Below are 23564 nucleotides of genomic sequence, written 5' to 3' on the forward strand. Positions count from 1 at the left end.
AATTATTCCTCTATGTTTTTCTAGTACAAGTTACAATCACTATGCCAATCATTTTTAATCATTTAAAAACAATGCATTAGCAGGATTCACTATAGCTGGCGTCTAATTGCACGCACGAATTTGGTGCAATAATTTATTGTCAGTGCATTGTTGCTGTGCGCACCAAATGAAGGAAATTCGTTTAACAGTGACTACACTAGTTGTAAAAAGGAACCAGTTCATCGTAAAGTTGAACCTGTACTATTTCATTAAGATATACAGCGATTTACAGGAGGTTTCGTGAATAAATCATCTCGGCTTATCAGCAAGCAAGATAATTTCATTTACTTGATGTTTGCCTTAGTTTTGTTAGCCTTTGGCTCAGCCTTAGCACAGCAATTTTTTGATGCATCTGCTCAACGCTTAGTTCAGTCATCTACCGTTGTAACTCTACTGATTGCGGTATGGAATACTAATGCGAATCATCGCCTCATTAATAGGATGGCGTTGTTTCCTGTGGCTATTGTAGTAGCCGCGGCGGCAGGTTATTGGCTAGACAAGGCAGGCTTGTATTACCCTCATTTACTACTGATGTTGGTATTTTTCATTGTGTCTGCAATGAAAACAGCAAAGCAGGTCATCTTCACCGGTGAAATAAATGGTAATAAAATCATAGGCGCAATTTGCCTATACTTACTATTAGGCCTGATTTGGACTTTGCTATATACGCTATCTGAATTGATGTGGAGCAACGCATTTAATGGCCTAACTCAGAATGCTAAATGGTATTTTATTTATCCCGACTTGATGTATTTTTCATTCGTTACCTTAACGACAGTGGGTTACGGAGATATATCTCCCGCAATTCCAATCACGCGATTTCTGGTCTATTTCCAAGCCATTTTTGGTCAATTTTACATGGCTATTTTAGTGGCGAGCCTAGTGGGGGCGCATATGTCTAAACGACAGAAGTTCAAGTTAGATCACATTAGTGAAACGAATGAAGGCAATAACCATTAACGGATATATTGGGTCATACAAAAAAGCCTATCTGTTGATAGGCTTTAAAATAAATGACAATTATCTATGACTAATAAATCATCACCGAGCTGGGTTTCAATACAGACAAAACACCTAAACGTTCCATGTTACAATAATTAACGGCAGAATTAACCAAAGTACTTTCCACGTCAAAATTTACAAGCTGCTCAGGCGTAATAAATGTTTCCAGCGGCATGTTAGGAAATTTATTGCTGTTTAACATCACACGCTTGGCGATATAAAGTAAGCTACTTTCCTGACTCACATCTTGTAAATCACTGTCGTCTTGATTGCGAATGGGCTCTATTAAGCTATATGGTAACTGCCATTGTTTTAGCAATTCCGCTGAGCAATCCCCAAAAGTGAACCCTAGTACTTCTTGCTGCTGCTGCCAAGGCATGATTTCAAGCTTGTCATTCACCGCACATGCTTCTACTTTCGCAGGCGCTAATTGTTTAACAATGAGTTCTCCTAGATTGTGTAACAAGCCTAAAATAAATAATCTTTCAGAATTAGGTACTTTGAGCTCACCACCTAAATATTTCACTAATAATGCACAATCAACACTTTGTTCCCAAAACTCTTCCAAATAATCCGCCGGTGCTTGGATTGCTTTGAATGCTTCTGTGGTAAAATACGCAATCACTAAGTTATATACTTCGGTGATCCCGAGAACCAACACGGCTTTAGCAATTGTGTCTATTTTACCGGGGTAATTGAAAAAAGAACTATTAGCTAGTTTTAAGATAGTACCGGACAAGGCAGGATCGATAATGATGACATCAGCAATGTCATCAATGGTCGATGTTTCATCATCGATAAGCTCTTTGATCCTGATAAACGAATCCGAAAGTACAAAAATTTCATTTGCTTGCTTAGCAAAATCAACAGCATTCATAAAGGAGATCCTAAATTAGTAAGCTTTTTAATGCATGAATATTATTCAACCAGCTAAAAATACGACTTCTTATAACGACAACTGATAGAAGATATTCAAAAATATAACGGTTAATTTCTACTACATTACATACAGCTTAGTATAGACATATTCATGAAAAATAAATTATTTATTGACCATACTCAGCACTAACATGATATGAACCGAATTTTCGAATATTGATCACACCAGAATCCAAGATCAAATACTGTCCTTTAATACCAATAAGCTCACCAGATACCTCTGGGGTTTTATCAAAATTAAATGAACTTATTTTGCTTAAATAACGTTCAACTGGAAAGTGCAGATTAACTACATCTTCATCCAATCTCTCGACAGCTTCTTCACCGAACTGCAATTTAATTTGCGCTAGGCGTTGCTCTATTAATGGAATCAACTCTGAGGATTTTGCTTTTAAATCAATATCTTCTGCTGAGCCTTTTAACATAGCGCGCCAATTAGTTTTATCAGCAATAAATTCTGCTAACGCCGTTTCAACCAAGCCAGATTGCAACCTTGTGCTCACTCTAAAGATCGGCAAAGCTTGTGTTGCGCCTTGATCTATCCAGCGCGTTGGGACCTGTGTTCCTCGGGTGATACCGACTTTTAAACCTGAAGTATTAGCAAGGTACACATAGTGTGAAGTCATGCAATGGGTTTCTGCCCACTCTGGCTCTCGGCATGTGCCTTTGTCGTAATGACAAGTTTCGGGTTTCATAATACACATATCGCATTGCGCTAATTTTTGCATGCATGGAAAGCAAAAACCCTGGGAATAGCTTTTTTTGGTTTTACGATTGCAGTGACGGCATCGAATTTCGCCATTGAAAATTAAGGTTAACGACTTTCCGATCAGTGCATTAAGTGGTAGTAATTCGTCACCAATAGGTAATTGATAATCAACATTGCCGTGTTGATCGAGCTTGCCAACCATTTTTGATAGTGGACCTGTATTTATTATTGTCATATTTAACCTGCATAACCTTATTCTACATTGAAATTTTACGGCGGTTTTGTTTTAACTGTTTTCGATTACTCTTTGCGTTTAACCGTCTGGTGATTGAACCCTTAGTCGGTTTTGTTGCTCGACGCATTTTTTGTTTTTCTGTCACTTTAAAAATGAGTTTAACCAATTTGTCAATGGCATTAAGTTTGTTTTGTTCTTGGCTCCTAGAGTCTTGAGACTTAATCATTATCACCCCTTCTTTGGTGATACGTTGATCAGAATACGCCAATAACTTTTCTTTATAAGACTCCGGTAATGAGGAAGCTTTGATATCAAATCTTAAATGAATCGCTGTTGAGACTTTATTGACGTGTTGACCACCAGCACCTTGGGCACGCATCGCCGAAAACGATACTTGATCGAGATTTAAGTGAACTTGACCTCTAATTGGGATATGCTCTGACACCAGAAAAACCTTAGACTATTTATAATATAATGGCAGAAAATTGGTACGTTTACCTGCTACGTTGTGCAGATCATAGCTTATATTGTGGTGTGACAACAGATACCTCTCGACGCGTTGATGAACATAATCAATCCAATAAATTAGGCGCTAAGTATACACGTGTTAGGCGACCTGTTGAGTTAGCCTTTGTAGAAGTATGCAAGTCACGCAGCCAAGCTTGCCAACGTGAACACCAGATAAAACGATTGTCTAAGGAAAAAAAAGAGCTACTTGTTATCACTTACCAAGCAACAAATAGTTAATTGTGATTGCAGATTCTCGACAATAACTAGACAGATGTACGCTTAATTTAGCACTTTTAGTGGTCAGCTTTGTTAAATAATACTTAGTTTTCAACCGATTCTGCTGTTAAAATGCGCGCCGCTTAACGGTTATCAAGGTATTTAGCCATGTTTATAGAAAATTACTACAATCAGTCTGCGCAAAAAATTAGTTTCACTCGCGAACAAGCCAGTGAATTTGCTAAAGAAATTGCTGATGATTTTAACCCTTTGCACGATATTGATGCGAAAAGATTTTGTGTTCCTGGGGATCTGTTATTTTCTGTCATTTTGTCTCAGGCAGCACTTCACAAAGAGATGGTGTTTGAATTTGCTGGCATGGTATCAAACAATATCGAATTGAACTTCCCACTGCAATTATCAAAAAATAGCTCAGTAGTAGATGATAACCAGAAAGAATATTTGCGTATTCAAGCGGAAGGTGAAAGTACACAGAACAAAACACTGATTGAATCATTGATCCGTGCCTATGTTGGTTTTTCGGGTCATACTTTTCCGCATTTGTTAGTGGCATTAATGAAAAAACACAAAGTAATGATCAACCCTGCACGTCCAATGGTGATGTATGAAAGCATGTCATTGCACATGAAGCGTCTTGATGTTGAAAAAGTTACATTGGAATATTCTTCTTCGACACTGACTATCGATGGTAAGCGTGGCAATGTTGAATTGGCGTTTGACCTAATGTCTAACGGCGAATGTATCGGTCGCGGTGAAAAGCACATGGTGTTAAGTGGTTTACGAGAGTATTGTTCAGAGACAATGGATAAAGTGTCAGAGCAGTACGTTGAAATGAAAGACGCATATTATAAAACCCGCTAATCCTTCAACTGTATATCTAGCACGGGTTGTTTGAACTCGTGCTGAACAATTCTAAGCGGCTTTGTTAATTAGAAGTCTGTTAGAAAATAACTTATCAAAAAAACGGCCGGCATAAATAAATGCTAGCCACCTCTATTGGCTACGACCTAAGCACTATTTGCGTATTTTACGACGACAAGTAGCAAAGAATTCATCTGTTTTTACTGCACTTTTTTTCATAACGCTTTGGCTTTTCTTCAACCATTTTTTTGCTAGCTCATACTCAAGACTAAGAATTGCTAAACCGATTGGGATGAATAAAAATGCGGGGCCGGGCAATAATATAAATAACGTACCAATTACCACTAAAAATCCACCACCGATGGTAATGAGCCATTTTTTAACTTGCTTATCCATATTAATCCTTAATTTTCCTCAATAACTTTAATTAAAGCAATTCCAAGACCAACTATTTAAATACAATAATAACAAGCACTTAAAATATTATTATTTAAGTTGAGTATGAGTTAAGGAGTAAATCGCACCATAAGTTAGTGAAAATGATTATTTTTGTCCAACGAGCAAAGTCTATATGTTCAACCAACGATACTTACACCAACGGATTACTTTATTTTACCTTGCTTGCATTGTTGCCACTGGTGAAAACTCTTTCTTGCTTTGTCCTTAAGTTGATTACTGCGTTTATTATTATTTGGTTGGCGCTGCTTTGCTTGAATATCTTCATATTTTTTCTTGTACTTGTCGCATTTCTTGCTTTTTGCCATGGCATCGAATTGTGCTGACATAGTAAAAGTCAAAATCAGCAATATAGACGCGGGAGAAAATTTTTTCATCATGCTACATCCTTGTAGAAGGTTAAACTTAATACCAGTGTAGAAGAGAATATTGCTTTATCAACAACTTAGGCTAACATTTTATTCACTGTGTCTATTTCAAGGATGAAAAATGAAGCCACGACCTCTATTTTATTTAATACTAGTTTGTGTACTACTTAGCATAACGCCATTAAAGGCAATAAAACTGCCGATTCAACTCGCAACCCCCTATAAAGAAAGCGCGAAAATAGAAGAACATTATATCAGTGAAAAACTTGATGGCATCAGAGGCTACTGGACTGGGAAACAACTTTTAACCCGATCGGGAAAGGTCATCAGCGCACCAGATTTTTTTACTAAAAATTGGCCTATGATGCCAATGGAAGGTGAATTGTGGAGTGCTCGTGGAGAGTTTCAAACCATCATGTCTATTGTCAGGAAAAAATCGCCCATCGCGCAAGAATGGCAAACTATCCGCTTTATGATTTTTGACCTTCCACAGCATACAGGGCTTTTTGAGCAGCGCTTCGCCGCTATGACTCGTGTTGTTAAAACAACAGACAGTCCCTACTTGCAATTAATAGAACAAATCAGTGTGGAAAGTAACACGCAGCTGCACGCCTACTATAGAAACATTATAAAAAACGGTGGTGAAGGCGTAATGCTGCATCACAAGCAAAGCTTGTATAAATCAGGACGCACACAGCAACTAATGAAGCTAAAACCATTTATTGATGCCGATGCCACTGTTATTAAGCATTTTGGCGGTAAAGGAAAATATGTGGGCATGTTAGGGTCGATACTTGTAAAAACTCCTGAAGGTATCAGTTTTAAAATTGGTAGTGGTTTTAGCGATCAAGAACGCAAGAATCCGCCGCCTATTGGTGCTATTGTGTCATATAAATACAGTGGTAAAACAAACGCTGGCGTGCCAAAATTTGCCAGCTATCTTCGAATTAAACAACTTGCTCAGGAATAATCATGGAATTTCATTTGTGGCTCTCATTGGTGCTGATTTGCATATTAGGCGCTTTATCACCAGGACCAAGCTTAGCCCTTGTTGTTAAAAACACCTTAAATGGTGGTCAACAACAAGGCTACGCCACTGCAATAAGTCATGGTTTTGGTGTCGCACTATACGCCGCCATAACAGCAACAGGTATTGGTATTATCATTGTTAACTCACCAGTACTGTACGCCATCATAAAATATGCTGGCGCGGCATTTTTACTTTATTTAGGAATAAAAGCATTAGTAAATAGCACTCGTGAAAGTGCCATTGAAAATGTTGAGCAAGTACCGGCTAACACTGTAAATGGCTGGCGTGATGGTTTTTTGATTGCGTTTTTAAACCCTAAATTAGCGATATTTTTTCTCGCGCTTTTCAGTCAATACGTGGACGCTGAAGCGAGCTGGCAACAAAAAGCCATTATGACAGCAACCGTAGGTGGTATTGACACACTATGGTACTGCATAGTTGCTTTTGGTTTTTCTCGTGGCCCACTGCTGAAAAAACTAAAAGCAAACAGCGCCATTGTCGATAAAGTCACCGGTGGTTTCTTAGTCTTATTAGCTGCACGAGTTATCTGGACTTAACTCATTCTGACTTGTCGCTAGTAGTCCCTGGATTATATTGAAAAATAAGTACTTTTAAACCTTTTCCTTGATGAGCTTCCTTGAAAACGTGTGGCGGCTCTATGCGTTCAAGCAATTGACACTCAGGGCATTCCCGCGCAACCTCTTCCAGCAAGAATTTATCATCAAGATCAGGAGAGTTTAGACATAACATGGCTAAGCCTTCAGGCTTTAATAATTGCGGAATACGGCGAATGATTTTGCCGTAATCACGTTGAATATTGACGCTGCCCTTTTGAAAGGAAGGCGGATCAGCAATTAATAACTCATAAGGTCCATACTTTTTTAATCGCCCGTAAGACTTGAAAATATCAACGCCTTGGAAGACAACACTTTCAGTTGAGTGATTATTAAGTCGATGATTTTCACGACCCTTTGCCAAAGACGGCTTACTCAAGTCGACATTGACCACTTGACGGGCGCCACCGTCGATAGCCGCAACGGAGAAAGCGCAAGTATAAGAAAACAAGTTAAGTACGTTTTTTCCCAGTGCTTTTTCACGTACCCATTGTCTGCCATGGCGCATGTCCAAAAACAACCCTGTATTTTGTGCTCGACCTAACTCAATGTGATAGTTCAACCCGTTCTCATCAACAGTTGTATGATTGATCTTTTCACCCCGAACCAATTCAAACGGCGCCAGTTTTTGCCAACGGTGCTGCACTTGTACCGAACGACATGATGGTATGCGTTGCTGCAATTCCTGTGCAAGTTGATCAATAAAATCTTCAGGTGATTCTTTGTATAAGGTGATCAGAATAACCGGCGATAACCAGTCAACATTAATATGTTCAAATCCAGGGTAGGCATGACCTCGTCCATGAAATATCCGCTGACATTGGCTTAGATCATTAATTTGAATGTGTTCAAACATATTTTTTTACCGCATATGAAAAGGCCGCATCATACCTTTGATACGGCCTTTTCGCTAGCTTTGGCACTGAGTAAACTAAGTATTTGAATCACAGTTCACTCAGTTTATCCTTGGTATTAACCAAAGATGTTAATACCAAAAAATTTCACTGCCACTGTATTTAAGAAAATACCAAGCAGAATAACTGGAATAAACGTGCTTAACGAGAAGTTAATATACTTTTCAGCAAATGACCCTTTGTATCCTTCACGGCCTGTTGCTAGTTCTTCTGATAAATTATGCTTTTTCCAACGGTAGCTGACAAATAAACACAGTAAAAGTCCATTTAACGGTAAAATAGTGTCATAGAAAATATCGTAAATGACATCAAAGAATGAGCGGGTACCACCTGCGTAGCTTGTAAATTCCGTAAAAAAGCCCACCATGCCAAACGAAACCGTTGCAAACAATGCTAATAGGCCACCTGTCATCATTAAAGTAGCCAGTGCTTTCTTACGTGTTTTACCTTTTTCCGTTACCAAATATGAAACAGGTACTTCAATGATAGACACCAACGAAGTGATAGCTGCGAAGAACACTAAAATAAAAAAGAACGCTGCTACACCGCTAGCTGCAAAGTAACCAATAGAAGTTTGCAAAGCTAAGAATATTTTCGGCAAGAAAGTAAAAATTAATGAAACCGAGCTGTCGCTTAATTCTTGCGGGTTAACTTGAGGATTAAATGAAAACACTGCCGGTAAGATCATTAAACCCGCAGTAAACGCTACAGCAGTATCGGTAATGGCTACTAATTTGGCTGAATTAACAATGTCCGTTGAACGGTTGATATAAGAGCCATAGGTGATCAATATACCCATACCTAATGACAGCGAGAAAAATGCCTGCGATAAAGCACTGTTAACCACTGACGGAGTAATTTTATCAAACTCAGGAATCAAGAAAAAGCTAACGCCAGCCAGCGCATTGTCACGTGTTAGTACGAAAATTACTAACACGACCAACATAATGAACAAAGTAGGCATCAAGGTTTTAGCAGCTTTTTCAATACCGTCTTTCACACCTGCGGCCAGGATGAAATTCACAATCGCAGCAACAATGATCATTGCGCCAAAAATATAAGAACTATTAATAATTTCGCCGAATGAAGCTGGTGATGCTAGGTAGGACAAGTTACCCGATAAAGTAATTGCTATGTAGGCAAATATCCATACGGTCAAAACCATATAGAATACCGCAATCATAAATGGCGTAAGCACACCTAATAAACCAGCAATATTCCAATTCATTCCGCCACCGCCAAGGGCTTTATATGCCCCAACAGGTTCTTTCTCCGTTTTACGACCAATCGCCATTTCAGCCATCATGACAGGCAAGCAAACGAGAAAGACGAAAATGGCATAAATCAGTAAAAAGGCACCGCCCCCATTTTTAGCGGCATTGACAGGAAAACCAACCAAATTTCCGATACCAACAGCAGAGCCGGCGGCTGCCAAAATAAAGCCAATACGGGAGCTAAAATGTTCTCTTTGTGCGCTCATAAGGTTCCTTGATTATAGTTATTATTACGTAGCAATTTATTTGTTTTCACCTTAGAAAGGGCGCTATGTAAGGAGTTGTTGTAATTTTTTATTTGCCCGATGCTAGCAAGGATTGATGTGCTTGTCTTGTCTTACGAAAAGGATTAAGTGCCCAAAGTGTATATTTTTCTGGGCACTTTTAGTACAAAACCGCAAAAGACTCTTTTTTTTCAATGAGATACGGTTACGAAAAGATTCATACTTTTCATCAATTAATTGCTCTTTCGATGGTTGAATCGTTTATTTTGCGTTCATAATAGATAATATGTTTTCCGCCTCGTTAGTGGCAAACTCTGCCGCTGCGTTTAAATCATGAGTTGAGATACCTAAACTAGCACAAAGACTTTCATCCACTGTTTCATCGTAAGTAAACACCTCAGGGTGGCTGTCAACCAGAGTCAATCGTGACGCTAGGTAAAGCACTTTAACGTCTTTATTAATCTGAATATCTTGCGCTTGGTTATAATGACGAATCGGCAAGATAATTTTTTCCGGTATTTGCCATATTTTCAATAATTCCGCTGAGACATCCGTATAGGTGAACCCCAACACTTGCTTTTGTAGCTGCCATGGTAGGTTGTTAGCATCATAGTTTTCACATTGTTTTGCTAGCTCAGGTTCAATTTTGGCCACAAGCAATTCGCCAAAGTTTTGCAATAAACCCGCAACAAATAACCGTTCAATATCACGAATTCCTGCGGTAATTCCTAGGTTTTTACAAGCCAAACCACAAAACACACTCATACGCCAAAAGCGCTTTAAGTCTATCGCTTGATTAGAAAAATGTTTGAATGCAGAAGCCGCGACATCAACAAGCATCATGTTATAAATAGCTTGCGTGCCAATAATGGTAATAGCTCTTGATATAGTACTAATTTCACCAGAAAAATTATAAATAGCACTGTTCGCAATTTTAAGCAGCAGTGAGGTCATAGATGGATCGGCTCTGATCACATTGGCGAAATCGTCGATTGTTGAAGCTTCATCTTCCATCAACTCTTTGACTTTAAAACAGGCATCTGGCAACGCAAATGAACCATTTGCTTGAGCAGCATAATCTATTGCTTGCATACTACAATTCCTCGCTAATACTTTTTATTCGCTAATAGGTAGTCCGACAAAATGGTTGCGCTAATAAAGCTTTCGCATCAATTTATGCCAAGATTGATTTACTTTACACTGCTTATAAAAAAAGCGCACGGAATCAATCACGTGCGCCTTCAATTACATCAGTGAACGTATTAATTACTGAGCAAATGTTTTACCAAAGAAATCTCCGTCGTTCCACTTGGGGCGCTCGGCTTGATTGGCGATTTCAAGTCCAATCATTAAATTAACCTCAGCAAATGAAGCTGCGGCCTGATAATTAATTGGTAAGTCAATTTGGTCACTGTGGTTATGATAGTGCGTGGACAAAAATTCTTTAAACACTTTACCGCCATCAATGTCAGGATCTTTAGATTTAAAGCCTGTCATTAGGAAAACTGAAGGAATACCCGCTTTAACAAAATTATAATGATCGCTACGGGTAAACAGTGCCTGCTCAGGCATCGGATCTGGGCTAAGGCTCATATCAACTTTTTCTGCGGCCGCTTGTACAATTGGACCTAAAGTAGAGTGAGTTGAGCCAAATGCAATAACATCCGCAGACGGATACAAAATAAGCGGCATGTCCAAGTTTACGTTTGCCACCATTTTTGTTGCCGGCACTGTCGGGTTATTGGCAAAAAATCCTGAGCCTAATAAGCCTTTTTCTTCACCCGTTACAACAACAAATAGCACCGAGCGTTTTGGTTTTGTTTCACTGGTAGCCATCATGCGCGCTGTTTCAAGTAAAATAGAAACTCCAGAGGCATTGTCTAACGCACCATTATTAATATTATCTTCATGATCACCGTGCTCACTAATACCGATATGATCTAAATGCGCGCTGTAAACCACATACTCATCTTTGAGTTGTGGGTCGCTGCCTTCAATCGAAGCGACAATATTCGGGCTAGTAATTTGTTCATGACGTGATTTATTCGACAAACTAACCGTAGCTGCAAGCTCAAAACCTTTGATTGTTTTGTTTTCGCTGTCATCATTGAACACTTCAGCTAAGCTGCGCTGTGCCCCTGCAAATAATGGCTGAGCATGTTCGTGGTTCACATAAGCACTGCCTTTTAGCTGCGGATGTTTTCCAAATGGCGTTCCGTCTTTTTTAAGCCAACTTAAACGTGGGCCGTTTGCATATTTAGCTGAAACACTGTAGGCGCGCACTTTCTCACGCTTTGGCGTGTGTAATGAAATAATCCCAACAGCGCCGCGTTCAGCCGCATGACGCGCTTTTTCAGACGATGAACCGATATGTGCCCCCTCTTCTGAGGGTAGGCTTTCAGGGCGGCCAGTCAACATCACCACCACTTTGCCTTCCACATCTAACCCAGCATAGTCATCCAGCCCAAAAGCGTCGTTCACTACGCCATAGCCTACAAAAACGGTTTCAGCGGTAATACTTGATTCAGTTGTTAATGCTGAGCCTGAAGCCAAAAACTGATCTGGATAGCTTAGTTCATGCTCCCCTGATTCAGATGAAATGCTTAAAGCCGCACCATTTTCTTCTAAGAATGCCTTTCTGAAGGTGACGTTTTGCTCGAAGCCTTGATGTTCACCCATTGGAGATAAACCATACTGTTTGAAGTATGATTTCACATAATTGGCTGCAATTTGGTAGCCTTCGCTGCCGGTATCGCGTCCTTTTAACATGTCATCGGCTAAAAACGCAATATGCGCTTTGATATTTTCCGCATTAACTACTGGCTGCGTAGCTGTGTTTTCTTGAGAGTCAGGCGTACAAGCCGAAAGTGCAGCAACGAGTAATAACCCCGACATTGCGGCTGGTTTGAAATGATTCATGTTTAAGATCTTTGTTGTAATTGACGCAACGCACTATATATTGCCGCATAATAAAACGCTAGAGTGATCAGATGTGCGGTTAAAATTACTCGATAAATCACATAAAATCGTTTACTGAATAAGCTAGTGCTGCACATTCAACATAGACATGACAACTGCCAGATGTAGTGTCCCGATAACATCGATCGAACACCATCGCATTTCCGCCAGCAGAGAGTACACTTTCTTTAAGGCCTTGTTTAACCGTTTGTATATTTGGCATATAGTCGCGAGGTCGTTCCTGACAATAATGACTTACCACAAGACCTAGTGGTTGATGTTGTAGTTGCCATATTTGATCGCGAGTCACTTCCCGCACCACGGTACGGCTGATTTCTTTTGTTACCTTACTATGACCATAATCACCAATATTGGTATTGATGTTGGCACATCCTGCTAAAAACAGCGAAATGCTCCCTAAAAGTAGATATTTCATGCATTAGTCCTTTAATTGCTGAATAGAGCTTTTACCTTAAGTTAAATAATAGATATACCCAAATCTTTTTTCACATGCTCCATGACCACATAGGTATTGGTTTGTGATACAGCGGGCAATTCCACAATAAAGCCTAACACCTCACGGTAAGCTTCCATATCTTCAAAACGCAGTTTGATCAAGTAATCAAAGCCCCCTGCTACCATATGACATTCTGCCACTTCTTTTATTTTAACCACTTCATCACGAAACTTATGAAAGACATCTTTGGTGGTTCTGTCTAACGTCACTTGAATAAACGCAGACATGCCATATTTGAGTTTTTTGGGATTTAAAAATGCGCCATAACGCTCGATATAACCCTCTGCTTCAAGACGTTTAACCCGATCAAGACAGGGACTGGCACTTAAGTTAACTTTTTTGGCCAAATCTACATTAGAAATTCGGCCATCTTTTTGAAGAGTGTCTAAAATTGTTAGATCGATTCGATCCAATATGCGGTCTCTATTCATAATCTTACTCAGTATTTATTATTGCAAATATCACATTAAACAAAATTATATACCGTAAAAATACGAATTACACCAACATATACGGATGTCATTGTCGTAAAATACAGCACTTATATTAAATTAAATAAATTACAAACGGGTGGTTATATGCTTTTTAACGGTTCACTTAAAGCACAAGATTCGATTCGTCAGACAATTCGCGATCATTATCGTGCCGATGAAAATAAAGTACTAGATACACTATTACCAATTGCTGAAATTGATGTAGAAGCAAAGTCGCGAGCATGGGATTACGCCCGTCAACTCGTTGTTAACATTCGTAGAGACCAAGAAGGTCAAGGTGGCGTTGATGCCTTACTGAACGAATTCTCACTTTCAACAGAAGAAGGTGTGGTACTGATGTGTTTAGCCGAAGCTTTGCTTCGTGTTCCTGATAAAGCAACGGCAGATAGCCTTATTCGTGACAAATTGGCCGAAGGTGATTGGAGCGCACATATCGGTAATAGCGACTCAATGTTTGTAAATGCCTCTTCTTGGGGTTTGTTATTAACAGGTAAGCTAGTTAATTACACTGACAGCAAGAAAAAAACTCAATTTGGTTTACTCAAGAAAACGGTTGGTCGCCTAGGTGAACCTGTAATCCGCAAAGCGGTACGTTATGCCATGAAAATTATGGGCACTCAGTTTGTTATGGGTAGTAACATAAACAGTGCAGTTGAACGTGCTAAAGCAGTTGAAGCGAAAGGTTATACTTATTCTTACGATATGCTCGGCGAAGGCGCTCGCACCATGAAAGACGCTGATCGCTACTTTGATTCATACATGACAGCCATAGATTCCATTGGCTATGCGGCAAAAAATAAAGGGCCTCAAAAAAGTCCGGGTATTTCAATTAAGTTATCGGCGATTCACCCACGCTATGAATTTTCACATCGTGAACGCGTTATTGATGAGATCATCCCTCGCCTTAAAAAACTGGCCATTGCAGCTAAAGCCTACGATATAGGCTTCACCGTTGATGCAGAAGAAGCAGACCGTTTAGATATCTCTTTAGATATTATTGAAGCGGTTTTCTCTGATAAAGATTTAGCCGGATGGGACGGTTTTGGTATTGCTGTTCAAGCCTATCAAAAACGCGGTCTATTTGTCATTGAGTGGGTTCGTGAGTTAACCCAACGCGTTGGCCGTCAAATGATGGTTCGCCTAGTTAAAGGCGCTTACTGGGACAGTGAAGTGAAGCATTGTCAGGCAGAAGGGTTAGAAGATTTCCCCGTGTTCTCTCGTAAACCTTCAACTGACGTTTCATACCAAGCTTGTGCGAAGAAACTTCTGGAATATCGTGACACCATCTATCCTCAATTTGCGACTCACAACGCCTATACTGTCGCCACTATTCTAGAAATTGCTCAAGATGCACGTGGCTTTGAATTCCAGCGCTTACACGGTATGGGGGAGTCTTTATTTGATCAAGTGGTCACCAACAAGAAAGTCCCTTGCCGTGTTTACGCACCTGTTGGTGAACATTCAGACCTACTGGCTTACTTGGTGCGCCGATTGCTGGAAAATGGCGCAAACAGCTCTTTTGTGAATAATATTGTTGATGACAACATCCCTGTCGAATCATTATTAGCTGACCCAGTGGAAACAGTACAAAGTTGGGAAAACAAATATAATCCACAAATACCTCAAGCTATCGACATTTATGGGCAAGAACGCGCCAATTCAAAGGGTATCGATTTAACCGATATCGACCAAGTTAGCCAAATGCGTGACAACATCGAAGCATGGGTAAACACCAACCAGCAAGAAGTTGCGCAGGTAAATACAGACATTGAAGGTTTAGAAGCAGTTACTAACCCTGCGAATCACAACGAAGTACTCGGTTACATCCAACATGCTGATGAAGCGCAAATGGCTGCTATTGTTGAACGTGCAAACAACGCCTTCAGCGATTGGTCGAAAACCAGTGTTGATGAACGTGCACTCATTTTATTAAAAACTGCAGATGCACTCGAAGCTCATCGTGATGAACTCATTGCACTTTGTACAAAAGAAGCCGGTAAAACCATTATCGATGGTGTATCTGAAGTGCGTGAAGCAGTTGATTTTTGTCGTTACTACGCCGCTCGTGCACATGAATTACTTGCCGATGGCACATTAGAAGCTCGTGGTGTTGTCCTTTGTATTAGCCCTTGGAACTTCCCATTAGCTATTTTCCTTGGCCAAGTCTCTGCTGCTATCGTTGCGGGTAACACCGTTGTTGCTAAACCAGCGGAACAAACCAGTTTGGTCGCCCTGCGCACCATTGAGTTAATGCGTGAAGCCGGTTTGCCAACTTCAGTGGTAGTGCCAGTAATTGCTCGTGGTAGCAAAGTCGGTCAAATCATTGTGCCAGACGCTCGCATTCAAGCGATCATGTTTACTGGTTCAACTGAAACAGGCGCTTGGATTTCTCAAAAACTAGCTGAGCGCAGCGGTGACCCAGTACCACTTATTGCAGAAACAGGTGGTCAAAACTGTATGGTCATTGACTCTACCGCTTTACCTGAGCAAGTAGTTGATGACGTTATAGCGTCAGGATTCCAAAGTGCAGGCCAACGTTGCTCAGCTTTGCGCGTATTGTTCTTACAGGATGATATAGCAGATAAAGTGATTGGTATGATCAAAGGTGCAATGCAAGAGCTACATGTTGGCGATCCTGCATTCTTCAGCACAGATGTTGGTCCGGTCATTGACCAAAAGGCATTAAACGCCTTAAATGCACATGTTGATTATTTATCAACTAACGGGAAACTGCATTACGCCTGCAAAGCACCAGAAATGGGTGATACACCGCATAATTTCTTCGTGCCTCGTTTGTATGAAATCAGCAACCTGTCCGTGCTTAAGAAAGAAGTTTTTGGTCCAATTGTCCATATTGTTCGTTATCAAGCATCAGAGCTTGAAAATGTTATTGATCAAATAAACGGAACTGGCTTTGGGTTAACCATGGGTATACACACTCGAATAGAAGAAAAAGCGCAATACCTTGCTGCACGCTCTCGTGCAGGCAATGTTTATGTAAACCGTAACATGATCGGCGCTGTTGTAGGTGTGCAACCATTTGGTGGTCGCGGTCTATCGGGTACTGGCCCTAAAGCTGGTGGTCCAATGTACCTAACGCGCCTCGTTAAAGATAAAGTCGCGGCGGTAGATGTACCATTAAGTGAAGAAAAGCTGGCGCATTATCTCGACTTATTTGACCAAGCATTGCCAACCGCTGGTCAAGTGGACGCATCACTTAAGAACATCAAGCGCATTGAACTAGTCTGGAGTTTTACCTCACTAAATGATCGCGTTTCAGTTTTACGTCAATTGCTTGCACAAATATCATCGAATAAAGAAGTTAAACAAGAAACTGATCTTGCAAAAACACTAACCGATGCCAGAGCTCAACTATTGTTAATTGAAAAAGCATTGGACAAGCCAACTGAATTGCCAGGCCCTACGGGTGAATCTAACATTCTTCACTTAGAGTCTCGCGGTACGGTTGCTTGTGTTCGTTGTACTGATACGTCATTTGATTTTTGGATGTTGTCAGTCATTTCAGCCTTAGCCACTGGTAACTGTGTGGTAGCCGTAGTTGATAATGCATACTTAGAAGAGACAAAAAGTATACAAGCGCAATTGGTCGACAGCGGCTTGCCTAAAGGTGTATTTAGCGTAGCCACACTCGGGCATTTACCTGTTTGTTTGAATCATCCTCATTTAGCCGGTGCGGTTGTCGACAATCAAAGCCCAATGAAAAAGTACATTGGTGAAACTATTGCCGCTCGCAAAGGCGCGATACTCCCGCTAATTACCGCATACACCAATAAGAGCTTATTCGAGCGAATGGTTACAGAGAAAACCATCACCATTGATACAACTGCCGCTGGTGGTAATGCTTCATTAATGACCATGGAAATTACTGATAGCTAATTTGAAGGGTAAACACGCTTTCGTTTGATATAAAAACGCTAAATGGTCTAAGCCGTTTAGCGTTTTTTATTTACTTGAACAATAAGTTATATGCTCAAGTAATAATTCACCTATTAACTGAATAACGTTAATTAATCCAATTGGATAAGTTTTTGAATTTTCATAGCTGGTAGAGGTTTATGAAAATAGTAACCTTGGCCATACATACAACCCATTTGCGCCAACAGCTCGGCATCCGCATTTTGCTCAACGCCTTCACCTATCGTCGCCATTTTTAAATTTGTGGCCAAATCGATAATGGTTTTGATAATTGCTTTGTTAGTCACTTTGGTACTCGCACGATCAACAAACGAACGGTCTATTTTCAACACATCTATCGGGAATCGATGTAAGTAACTGAGGCTTGAATAGCCAGTACCAAAATCGTCTAAGAGAATTTTTACCCCTAACTGTTTAAGCGCTTGCATATTAGCCAAAACGACATCAGTTTCTTCCAGTAACGCCCTTTCCGTAAGTTCAATTCGTAATTGCTCTGGCTTTATTCCTGTCACCTGTAGAATATTTTTAATGTCATCAGCCAAAGTTTGGGTAAAAAAGTGATCACAAAACAAGTTACAGCTAACGTATAAGTTATCCTGTTGATTTAAATTTTTCCATTGCTTAATTTGTCGGCACGACGCTTCTATTATTTGCAGATCTATCGCCATCACTAACTTGGTTTCTTCTGCTAAGGGTATAAACACTCCAGGGTATACTAGGCCCCTTTTGGGACTTTTCCACCTCGCTAACGCTTCAAAGCCAACAATTTCATTTGTTGCTAAACGTACAATGGGCTGAAAATAAGGTATGAATTCATGGTGCCTAAGTGCTTCTCGAATATCTGCTTCGAGGACAAGGTCATCTTGAATTTTTTGGTGCATGCTAGCATCAAATTCTTCATAGCGGCCCTTCCCGTTGTCCTTGGCATAGTACATGGCAGTATCCGCATCACGTAACATGGTATCGGCATCCTTATAACGAGGATCACTGAACAGCAGTCCAACACTGGTCCCGATAAAGACTTGCTGGTTTTCTAATTCAAATGGTCGAGAAAGTGCGAAGGTTATGCGCTCTGCTATTTCGTATGCTTCGTCTTTGTTATCCAAGTCCTCAATAAGTATGACAAACTCATCACCGCCTAAACGAGCGACAATATCTTTATCTCGAATAATTTGTTTCAATTGTTTAGCAACAATTCGGAGCAGCATGTCGCCAGCATGATGCCCTAAGCTGTCATTGACCATTTTAAATCTGTCTAGATCTAAAAATAGGACTGCAAATTCTTCACGGCGATGCCTTTTGACCGATGCGATTGCGCGATTTAACAAATCATTAAACACGACACGATTAGGTAACCCAGTTAATGAGTCATGTGAGGCATTATGGGTGAGCATTTTTTCAGCTTGCTTGCGCTGGCGAATTTCTTCTTCTAGTGCGATGGTTCTTAATTTAACTTGTTGCTCGAGTAATTCATGAGATTGGCGTTCGTTATCGAGCACTTCACGACGCTTAATGGAAGTGGAGACATGATGTGAAACGAAATTCATCAATTCAGCGTCGTTTTCATCATATATTGTTGATTCATGGTAACTCTGTACCACCATGACACCGATCACTTCATCAGAATATACAAGGGGAACACCAAGCCATGAATGAGTTTCTTGTTGAGGCTTTTTAGCCTTACCTTGATTATGCAGCTGTTGCATATCTTGTTGAGATAAAAGCTGAGTTTTACCTGTTCGAATAACATGAGCTAAGAATTGATCGGATAATTTTTGCGGTTGAAAGTCTTTCGCTAAATTAATTGCAGCTAAATCGACATAATAAACAAAATCTATCGTTTCACTTTCTTTATCATACTTTGTGATAAAAAAGTTCGATGCGTTGATCAACTGTCCAATAATGTTATGCACTTGACTGTAGAATTTATCTATTTCAATCGATGCATCATTGGTTAATTCTGATATGCGGTAGAGAGATTCCTGTAATAACTCAGCACGTTCACGCTCCCTGATTTGCTCCATAAGTTCACTTGTTCTAGAGCTAACGGCATGTTGTAATCGTTCTCGGTCTTGCAAGCGTAACATTGCTGTAACTACATGCTGTGCAGTAAACATCAATAATTCTTTATCTTGCTCTAAATATCGAGTGGACTCCGAATAACTCTGCACTGCCATCACGCCGATGACGTAGCCTTCGTGTATCAAGGGAACTCCTAACCAGTCCATGCCAACGGCACCAACATGACCTAAAATACCTTGTTCAACATATCCCGAAATAAGCTCAGGAGTTGCCAGCATGGCTTGTCCTGTTTCAATCACATAGTGTGTCATTGAGCCTTTCAATTTATCATACGGAATCGTTCCTATAGGCATGGTGTCTTCTTCATCGACATGATAAACAAATTCCAATGTTGCAAGTGTTTGGTCGTACATCACGACATAGAAATTTTTTGCGACCATTAAACCGGAAATTACCTGATGGACCTGCTCAAAAAAACTATTAAGCTCGGTACATTCTTGAGACAGTTTATTAAGTTTAAATAACGCAGTATGGCGATCTTGGAGGTTTTGATAACTTGCACGCAAACGCTCAAGTTCGCCTGACAATTCGTCATGGCGTTGATTCAATGTGTTACTTGCTGATACAAGTCTAGGCATGCTGATATTAGAACCTCTTAATCAATTACCTAAATTATAAAACGAAGCGAACCTTCATATATATATGCACATTAGTTACAAGTCTGAAAACAAATCAGCTCCACTTAACGTACATTCAAAAACAATGATTAATCATGTTACCAAGATGGCAAACCAATAATCACCAATCATTAGATTCAATCATACTGTCACTTCATTAATTATTTTGATCTGCAAGTGAGTTTACCTTTTCTTTGTTTGCACAAACTGCTGCTTGCTGATCATCACGATAATACCGTAAATTGATACAATCTTGTTCATATCGTCTTTCAAGCTCTGCTCTAACTATAGGGCTATCTTTAGTATTTGAAATTTGACGCTGTAAGACTTGGCATTGCTGTACTTGCTCAGCAGCCACAGTGACGTCTTCACAAATTTTTCCATGAGAAGAGCAACCAGCTAATAGTATAAAACCTGCACACATAACCGTCAAAAGTGGAAATTGGGCAATTTTCTTCATAATGGAACTTCTATTAATTATTATAGGTACTTGATCATTATAACCAGACAATAGCAAAGCGATAGCTGTTATTAAAGCTGACCAATTGGTTAACTTATGTTAGATTAGCTATAATTAACTATAGTTATTGTAATTTAGTATTAGTAATTTAATTACTCTTTAATAGGAATTGCCAGAATGAAGGTTCAAGTTGTTGATTATAAGGATGAAAAAGCCCCTGAGCTTTTTACGAAAAGTTTAAAGGAAACAGGCTTTGGCGTGCTAGTTAATCACCCAATCAGTCAAGAGTTAGTCGAGTCTATCTATAAAAATTGGTATGAATTTTTTAATGGAGAGCAAAAAACAGAATATGCTTTCGATCCTAAAACACAAGACGGTTACTTTGCTCCTGAAATATCAGAAACGGCAAAAGGCCATACCAAAAAAGACATTAAAGAGTATTATCACGTTTACCCATGGGGCCGAATCCCAGCCCAACTGACGGATGAAATCTTAAATTATTATAAGATGGCGTCGGACTTAGCTGCTGAATTATTAGATTGGGTTGAGCGTCACAGTCCAAACGATGTAGCAAAGCTTTATGCTGAGCCGCTATCAAATATGATTAAGGACACGCCAAACACGCTACTCCGTGTATTACATTACCCACCATTAACCGGCGAGGAAGAGCCTGGCGCGATCCGTGCAGCGGCTCACGAGGATATCAATTTACTGACCATTTTGCCGGCAGCAAATGAACCTGGTTTACAAGTTCAGCAGCAAGATGGTAAGTGGGTAGATGTGCCTTGTGATTTTGGCAGTTTAATTATTAATATTGGTGATATGTTGCAAGAATGCTCAGGCGGATACTTCCCATCGACTAGTCACCGAGTCATCAACCCAACAGGTAAGGCTTGCACTAAATCACGTATTTCTTTACCACTATTTTTGCATCCAAGAGATGAAGTTGTATTGTCTGAAAGACACACACAAAAATCATATTTACAAGAAAGATTACGTGAACTTGGTGTGATCTAACTGTATTTTTCGCCAGAGGTCATTAATTTACCTCTGGTGAATGATCACTAACAGCGATTGACCGCCGTTAGTGATTACATAACACAAGATTGGGTTTTGGTTTTCCAAATAACCGGCCCTGTGTATTTGCCAATATTAATGTCATGCCCTTTCTTATCTACCCAAGCTTTATTTCTTACGTAAGCAATATAATAATTTGTGTTAGCTTCAACATTAATGGACAGGTTTTTGATTTCCTGCGGCGTATCATACTTACTACCAATTTTTAAATGGTGGTTGCCTACCTTTAGTCTTTGCCTCGACTTGTTTCCCCATAAATCACCATTCACTTCTTTAATCACTGCTGTATCTTTTAAACCACTAAAGCGCGGTGGTGAAATGGATAAACTGTTGACTAAAATCACCTGACCGCAACTAGTGGTATCATTCAGTTGAGGAACCCCCCAGCTGTTTTCGCTAGAGAAAATTGGTTGGTCAACATCATTTTGCCAATAGGGAATTTGTTTGTATCGATTGGTGTCTAAAAACGACAAATGATCTGAGCTTAACAATTGCCATTGAGGGATATACTTTGCCTTAATTTTACCTTGCAGTTTAATTTTCTTACCTTGGCGATCAACCTCTAATGTCACACTCGAATCATTAGGCAAATATTGTAGTAACATCGACCAGTCTTCGCCTGCATCAGCAAGTTTAGTATCATTAATTGACAAGATTATGTCCCCCCCTCGCAAGCCTAAAGCGGCTGCTTGCCCTCGTGGGGTAACCGATAATATCTGGCCTAGTTGATTAGCACTTAAAACTGCACCAAAGCGGCCACTATCAAATCTCATCTGCTGAACAATATCAAGTTCAATCTCATCAACCGGGACACCAGAAGCAATTTCCAATGCGGTGATTTCAGCAATTTTTTGATTCACCAATTCCACCAACTGAGTGGCTAACTGCTTGGACTGAGCAGACTTAAGCTCATAAGCTTGAAGTGAACCGCTTAAAAGTATTAAAAGCCAACAAAATAACTTCATAATTACGCCTTTATATTTCATAAACATCGATAGGTTTTTCATAAAACTCTACCATCGTTTTTAACAAGTTGGTGCGCTGTATCCAAAGCTCGGTGTAGTTTGCTTTGCCTTGGCTTTGGTCGATGATTTGATCGATAACAGCGAGTTCATGATGCCAGTTCGTCATCACAGCACTGTGATGGTCCGACAACTGTATATGAGATAGTTGTGCTAGTTTTCGCTCATATTGATGCCCTTGAGCAATAAAACTCGGCGCTTGATTAGATTGTAGCGACAGTTGCAGCCAGTAACCAAAACTTAACAATGATAGGCACGCAATTAATGCGATAACATTGTTTGTTTTTCTGGCTTGATGTTTTTCCCAAATTTTTTCAGCTAAAGGTGGCGCAGGTTGAACTAACATCGACGTATCCGCCGTATCAATTCGCCATTTTAACTGTTCTTCAAAATGCGTCATACCCAACTACCTTGTTAGCCACTTTTTCAGTTTGCTCAATGCACGCCGATAATTTTGCCTTACACTGGTGTCTTTTACGCCAAGTTGCTGTGCTATTTCTTTGTGTTTAAGGTTTTGAACAGTGTGTAAATAAACAATCGAACGTTGAGCAACAGGCAACTCATTGATAAGTTGTGCCGTTTTAGTATCGTCAATGCTTGCTTGTTCATCAAGTAGCGAGGACGCCGCTTGTTGGACATCAACCGTCGATTGATAACTAGACTCTTTATTAATACGCCGAAAATAATCAGTACACTCATTAATTGTGCAACGCTTTAGCCATGAGCCAAGCGCATCAGGTTGTTTAATAGAAGCGCGTTTTCTCAATAAGATTTCAAACACTTGTTGAAGAATATCAGCGGCTTGTTGTTCATCACAAACAAGGTGAAGGCTTAGCGAATATACATGGTCGGCATACAAATGATATGCCGCATCAAAGCCACTATGCTTGCCTTTTTGCAACATAGTAAACTCCTGACGCGTTAACGCTTGTCCAAATCCTTGCTTACTCATTAATCTCCCACTTTCCTATAAGACGGGCGAATCCAAT

The 23564-nt window shown here is 40.0% G+C and carries 23 protein-coding genes; 7 read left to right on the forward strand and 16 right to left on the reverse strand.

Features of this window, described 5'->3' with window-relative positions:
• The first annotated feature begins 279 nt into the window (after nt 1-279).
• Nucleotides 280-999, forward strand: a complete 720-nt coding sequence (locus QUE03_RS17580; RefSeq protein WP_286263265.1) for a potassium channel family protein — start codon at nt 280-282, stop codon at nt 997-999.
• A gap of 70 nt (nt 1000-1069) precedes the next feature.
• On the opposite strand, the gene QUE03_RS17585 is transcribed toward QUE03_RS17580, so the two are convergent.
• The 3 genes from QUE03_RS17585 to arfB all read right to left on the reverse strand — a co-directional run bounded on the left by QUE03_RS17585 (nt 1070) and on the right by arfB (nt 3369).
• Nucleotides 1070-1918, reverse strand: a complete 849-nt coding sequence (locus tag QUE03_RS17585) for an HDOD domain-containing protein (RefSeq protein WP_286263266.1) — start codon at nt 1916-1918, stop codon at nt 1070-1072.
• 169 nt (nt 1919-2087) lie between these two features.
• On the reverse strand, nt 2088-2891 hold the full coding sequence (locus tag QUE03_RS17590; RefSeq protein ID WP_286267907.1) for a DUF2797 domain-containing protein: 804 nt from the start codon (nt 2889-2891) through the stop codon (nt 2088-2090).
• Nucleotides 2892-2946: 55 nt separating this feature from the next.
• Nucleotides 2947-3369, reverse strand: coding sequence for an alternative ribosome rescue aminoacyl-tRNA hydrolase ArfB (arfB, locus tag QUE03_RS17595; protein WP_286263267.1), 423 nt, complete (start codon nt 3367-3369; stop codon nt 2947-2949).
• Nucleotides 3370-3398: 29 nt separating this feature from the next.
• On the opposite strand from arfB, the gene QUE03_RS17600 reads away from it, so the two are divergent.
• Both QUE03_RS17600 and QUE03_RS17605 read left to right on the forward strand, forming a co-directional pair.
• Entirely contained in the window at nt 3399-3671 is a 273-nt protein-coding gene (locus QUE03_RS17600; RefSeq protein ID WP_286263268.1) for a GIY-YIG nuclease family protein, read from the forward strand.
• Between the two features lie 147 nt (nt 3672-3818).
• Entirely contained in the window at nt 3819-4532 is a 714-nt protein-coding gene (locus QUE03_RS17605; RefSeq protein ID WP_286263269.1) for a DUF3581 family protein, read from the forward strand.
• A gap of 153 nt (nt 4533-4685) precedes the next feature.
• On the opposite strand, the gene QUE03_RS17610 is transcribed toward QUE03_RS17605, so the two are convergent.
• A complete protein-coding gene (locus QUE03_RS17610) occupies nt 4686-4928 on the reverse strand; it encodes a PGPGW domain-containing protein (protein WP_286263270.1) in 243 nt (80 codons plus the stop codon).
• 206 nt (nt 4929-5134) lie between these two features.
• Nucleotides 5135-5368, reverse strand: coding sequence for a hypothetical protein (locus QUE03_RS17615; protein WP_286263271.1), 234 nt, complete (start codon nt 5366-5368; stop codon nt 5135-5137).
• A 109-nt stretch (nt 5369-5477) separates the two neighbouring features.
• Here QUE03_RS17615 and QUE03_RS17620 point away from each other — a divergent pair, with 109 nt between their 5' ends.
• Nucleotides 5478-6326 carry a DNA ligase gene (locus QUE03_RS17620; RefSeq protein ID WP_286263272.1) on the forward strand — a complete coding sequence of 283 codons (849 nt, stop codon included), beginning with the start codon at nt 5478-5480 and terminating at the stop codon, nt 6324-6326.
• 2 nt (nt 6327-6328) lie between these two features.
• Nucleotides 6329-6943 carry a LysE family translocator gene (locus QUE03_RS17625; RefSeq protein WP_286263273.1) on the forward strand — a complete coding sequence of 205 codons (615 nt, stop codon included), beginning with the start codon at nt 6329-6331 and terminating at the stop codon, nt 6941-6943.
• A 1-nt stretch (nt 6944) separates the two neighbouring features.
• Here the strand turns inward: QUE03_RS17625 and QUE03_RS17630 are convergent, their stop codons facing one another.
• The 6 genes from QUE03_RS17630 to QUE03_RS17655 all read right to left on the reverse strand — a co-directional run bounded on the left by QUE03_RS17630 (nt 6945) and on the right by QUE03_RS17655 (nt 13318).
• Nucleotides 6945-7856 (reverse strand): class I SAM-dependent methyltransferase, encoded by a 912-nt coding sequence (locus tag QUE03_RS17630; RefSeq protein ID WP_286263274.1) that lies wholly within the window; start codon nt 7854-7856, stop codon nt 6945-6947.
• A gap of 116 nt (nt 7857-7972) precedes the next feature.
• A complete protein-coding gene (locus tag QUE03_RS17635) occupies nt 7973-9394 on the reverse strand; it encodes a sodium-dependent transporter (RefSeq protein ID WP_286263275.1) in 1422 nt (473 codons plus the stop codon).
• A 279-nt stretch (nt 9395-9673) separates the two neighbouring features.
• Nucleotides 9674-10504: an HDOD domain-containing protein gene (locus tag QUE03_RS17640; protein ID WP_286263276.1), complete on the reverse strand. Its 831-nt coding sequence runs from the start codon at nt 10502-10504 to the stop codon at nt 9674-9676.
• Nucleotides 10505-10678: 174 nt separating this feature from the next.
• A complete protein-coding gene (locus QUE03_RS17645; RefSeq protein WP_286263277.1) occupies nt 10679-12331 on the reverse strand; it encodes a M28 family peptidase in 1653 nt (550 codons plus the stop codon).
• A gap of 97 nt (nt 12332-12428) precedes the next feature.
• Entirely contained in the window at nt 12429-12806 is a 378-nt protein-coding gene (locus tag QUE03_RS17650) for a hypothetical protein (RefSeq protein ID WP_286263278.1), read from the reverse strand.
• Nucleotides 12807-12847: 41 nt separating this feature from the next.
• The gene (locus QUE03_RS17655; RefSeq protein WP_286263279.1) at nt 12848-13318 is read right to left on the reverse strand and encodes an Lrp/AsnC ligand binding domain-containing protein; all 471 of its coding nucleotides are present in this window, start codon (nt 13316-13318) and stop codon (nt 12848-12850) included.
• A 147-nt stretch (nt 13319-13465) separates the two neighbouring features.
• Here QUE03_RS17655 and putA point away from each other — a divergent pair, with 147 nt between their 5' ends.
• Nucleotides 13466-17278 carry a bifunctional proline dehydrogenase/L-glutamate gamma-semialdehyde dehydrogenase PutA gene (gene putA / locus QUE03_RS17660; protein WP_286263280.1) on the forward strand — a complete coding sequence of 1271 codons (3813 nt, stop codon included), beginning with the start codon at nt 13466-13468 and terminating at the stop codon, nt 17276-17278.
• 131 nt (nt 17279-17409) lie between these two features.
• Here the strand turns inward: putA and QUE03_RS17665 are convergent, their stop codons facing one another.
• Complete coding sequence (locus QUE03_RS17665; protein WP_286263281.1) at nt 17410-19977, reverse strand: sensor domain-containing diguanylate cyclase; 2568 nt, start codon at nt 19975-19977, stop codon at nt 17410-17412.
• A gap of 196 nt (nt 19978-20173) precedes the next feature.
• Nucleotides 20174-20476, reverse strand: coding sequence for a hypothetical protein (locus QUE03_RS17670; RefSeq protein ID WP_286263282.1), 303 nt, complete (start codon nt 20474-20476; stop codon nt 20174-20176).
• Nucleotides 20477-20653: 177 nt separating this feature from the next.
• On the opposite strand from QUE03_RS17670, the gene QUE03_RS17675 reads away from it, so the two are divergent.
• On the forward strand, nt 20654-21493 hold the full coding sequence (locus tag QUE03_RS17675) for a 2OG-Fe(II) oxygenase family protein (RefSeq protein WP_286263283.1): 840 nt from the start codon (nt 20654-20656) through the stop codon (nt 21491-21493).
• A 74-nt stretch (nt 21494-21567) separates the two neighbouring features.
• Here the strand turns inward: QUE03_RS17675 and QUE03_RS17680 are convergent, their stop codons facing one another.
• Genes QUE03_RS17680 through QUE03_RS17690 form a run of 3 tightly spaced genes read right to left on the reverse strand, consistent with a single transcriptional unit; the run spans nt 21568 to nt 23527 of the window.
• On the reverse strand, nt 21568-22518 hold the full coding sequence (locus QUE03_RS17680; protein ID WP_286263284.1) for a PDZ domain-containing protein: 951 nt from the start codon (nt 22516-22518) through the stop codon (nt 21568-21570).
• Between the two features lie 10 nt (nt 22519-22528).
• Nucleotides 22529-22975 (reverse strand): hypothetical protein, encoded by a 447-nt coding sequence (locus QUE03_RS17685; protein WP_286263285.1) that lies wholly within the window; start codon nt 22973-22975, stop codon nt 22529-22531.
• A 6-nt stretch (nt 22976-22981) separates the two neighbouring features.
• Nucleotides 22982-23527 carry an RNA polymerase sigma factor gene (locus QUE03_RS17690; RefSeq protein WP_286263286.1) on the reverse strand — a complete coding sequence of 182 codons (546 nt, stop codon included), beginning with the start codon at nt 23525-23527 and terminating at the stop codon, nt 22982-22984.
• Between the last annotated feature and the right edge of the window lie 37 nt (nt 23528-23564).

The sequence above is a fragment of the Thalassotalea atypica genome (assembly GCF_030295975.1).
Taxonomy (GTDB): Bacteria; Pseudomonadota; Gammaproteobacteria; order Enterobacterales; family Alteromonadaceae; genus Thalassotalea_F; species Thalassotalea_F atypica.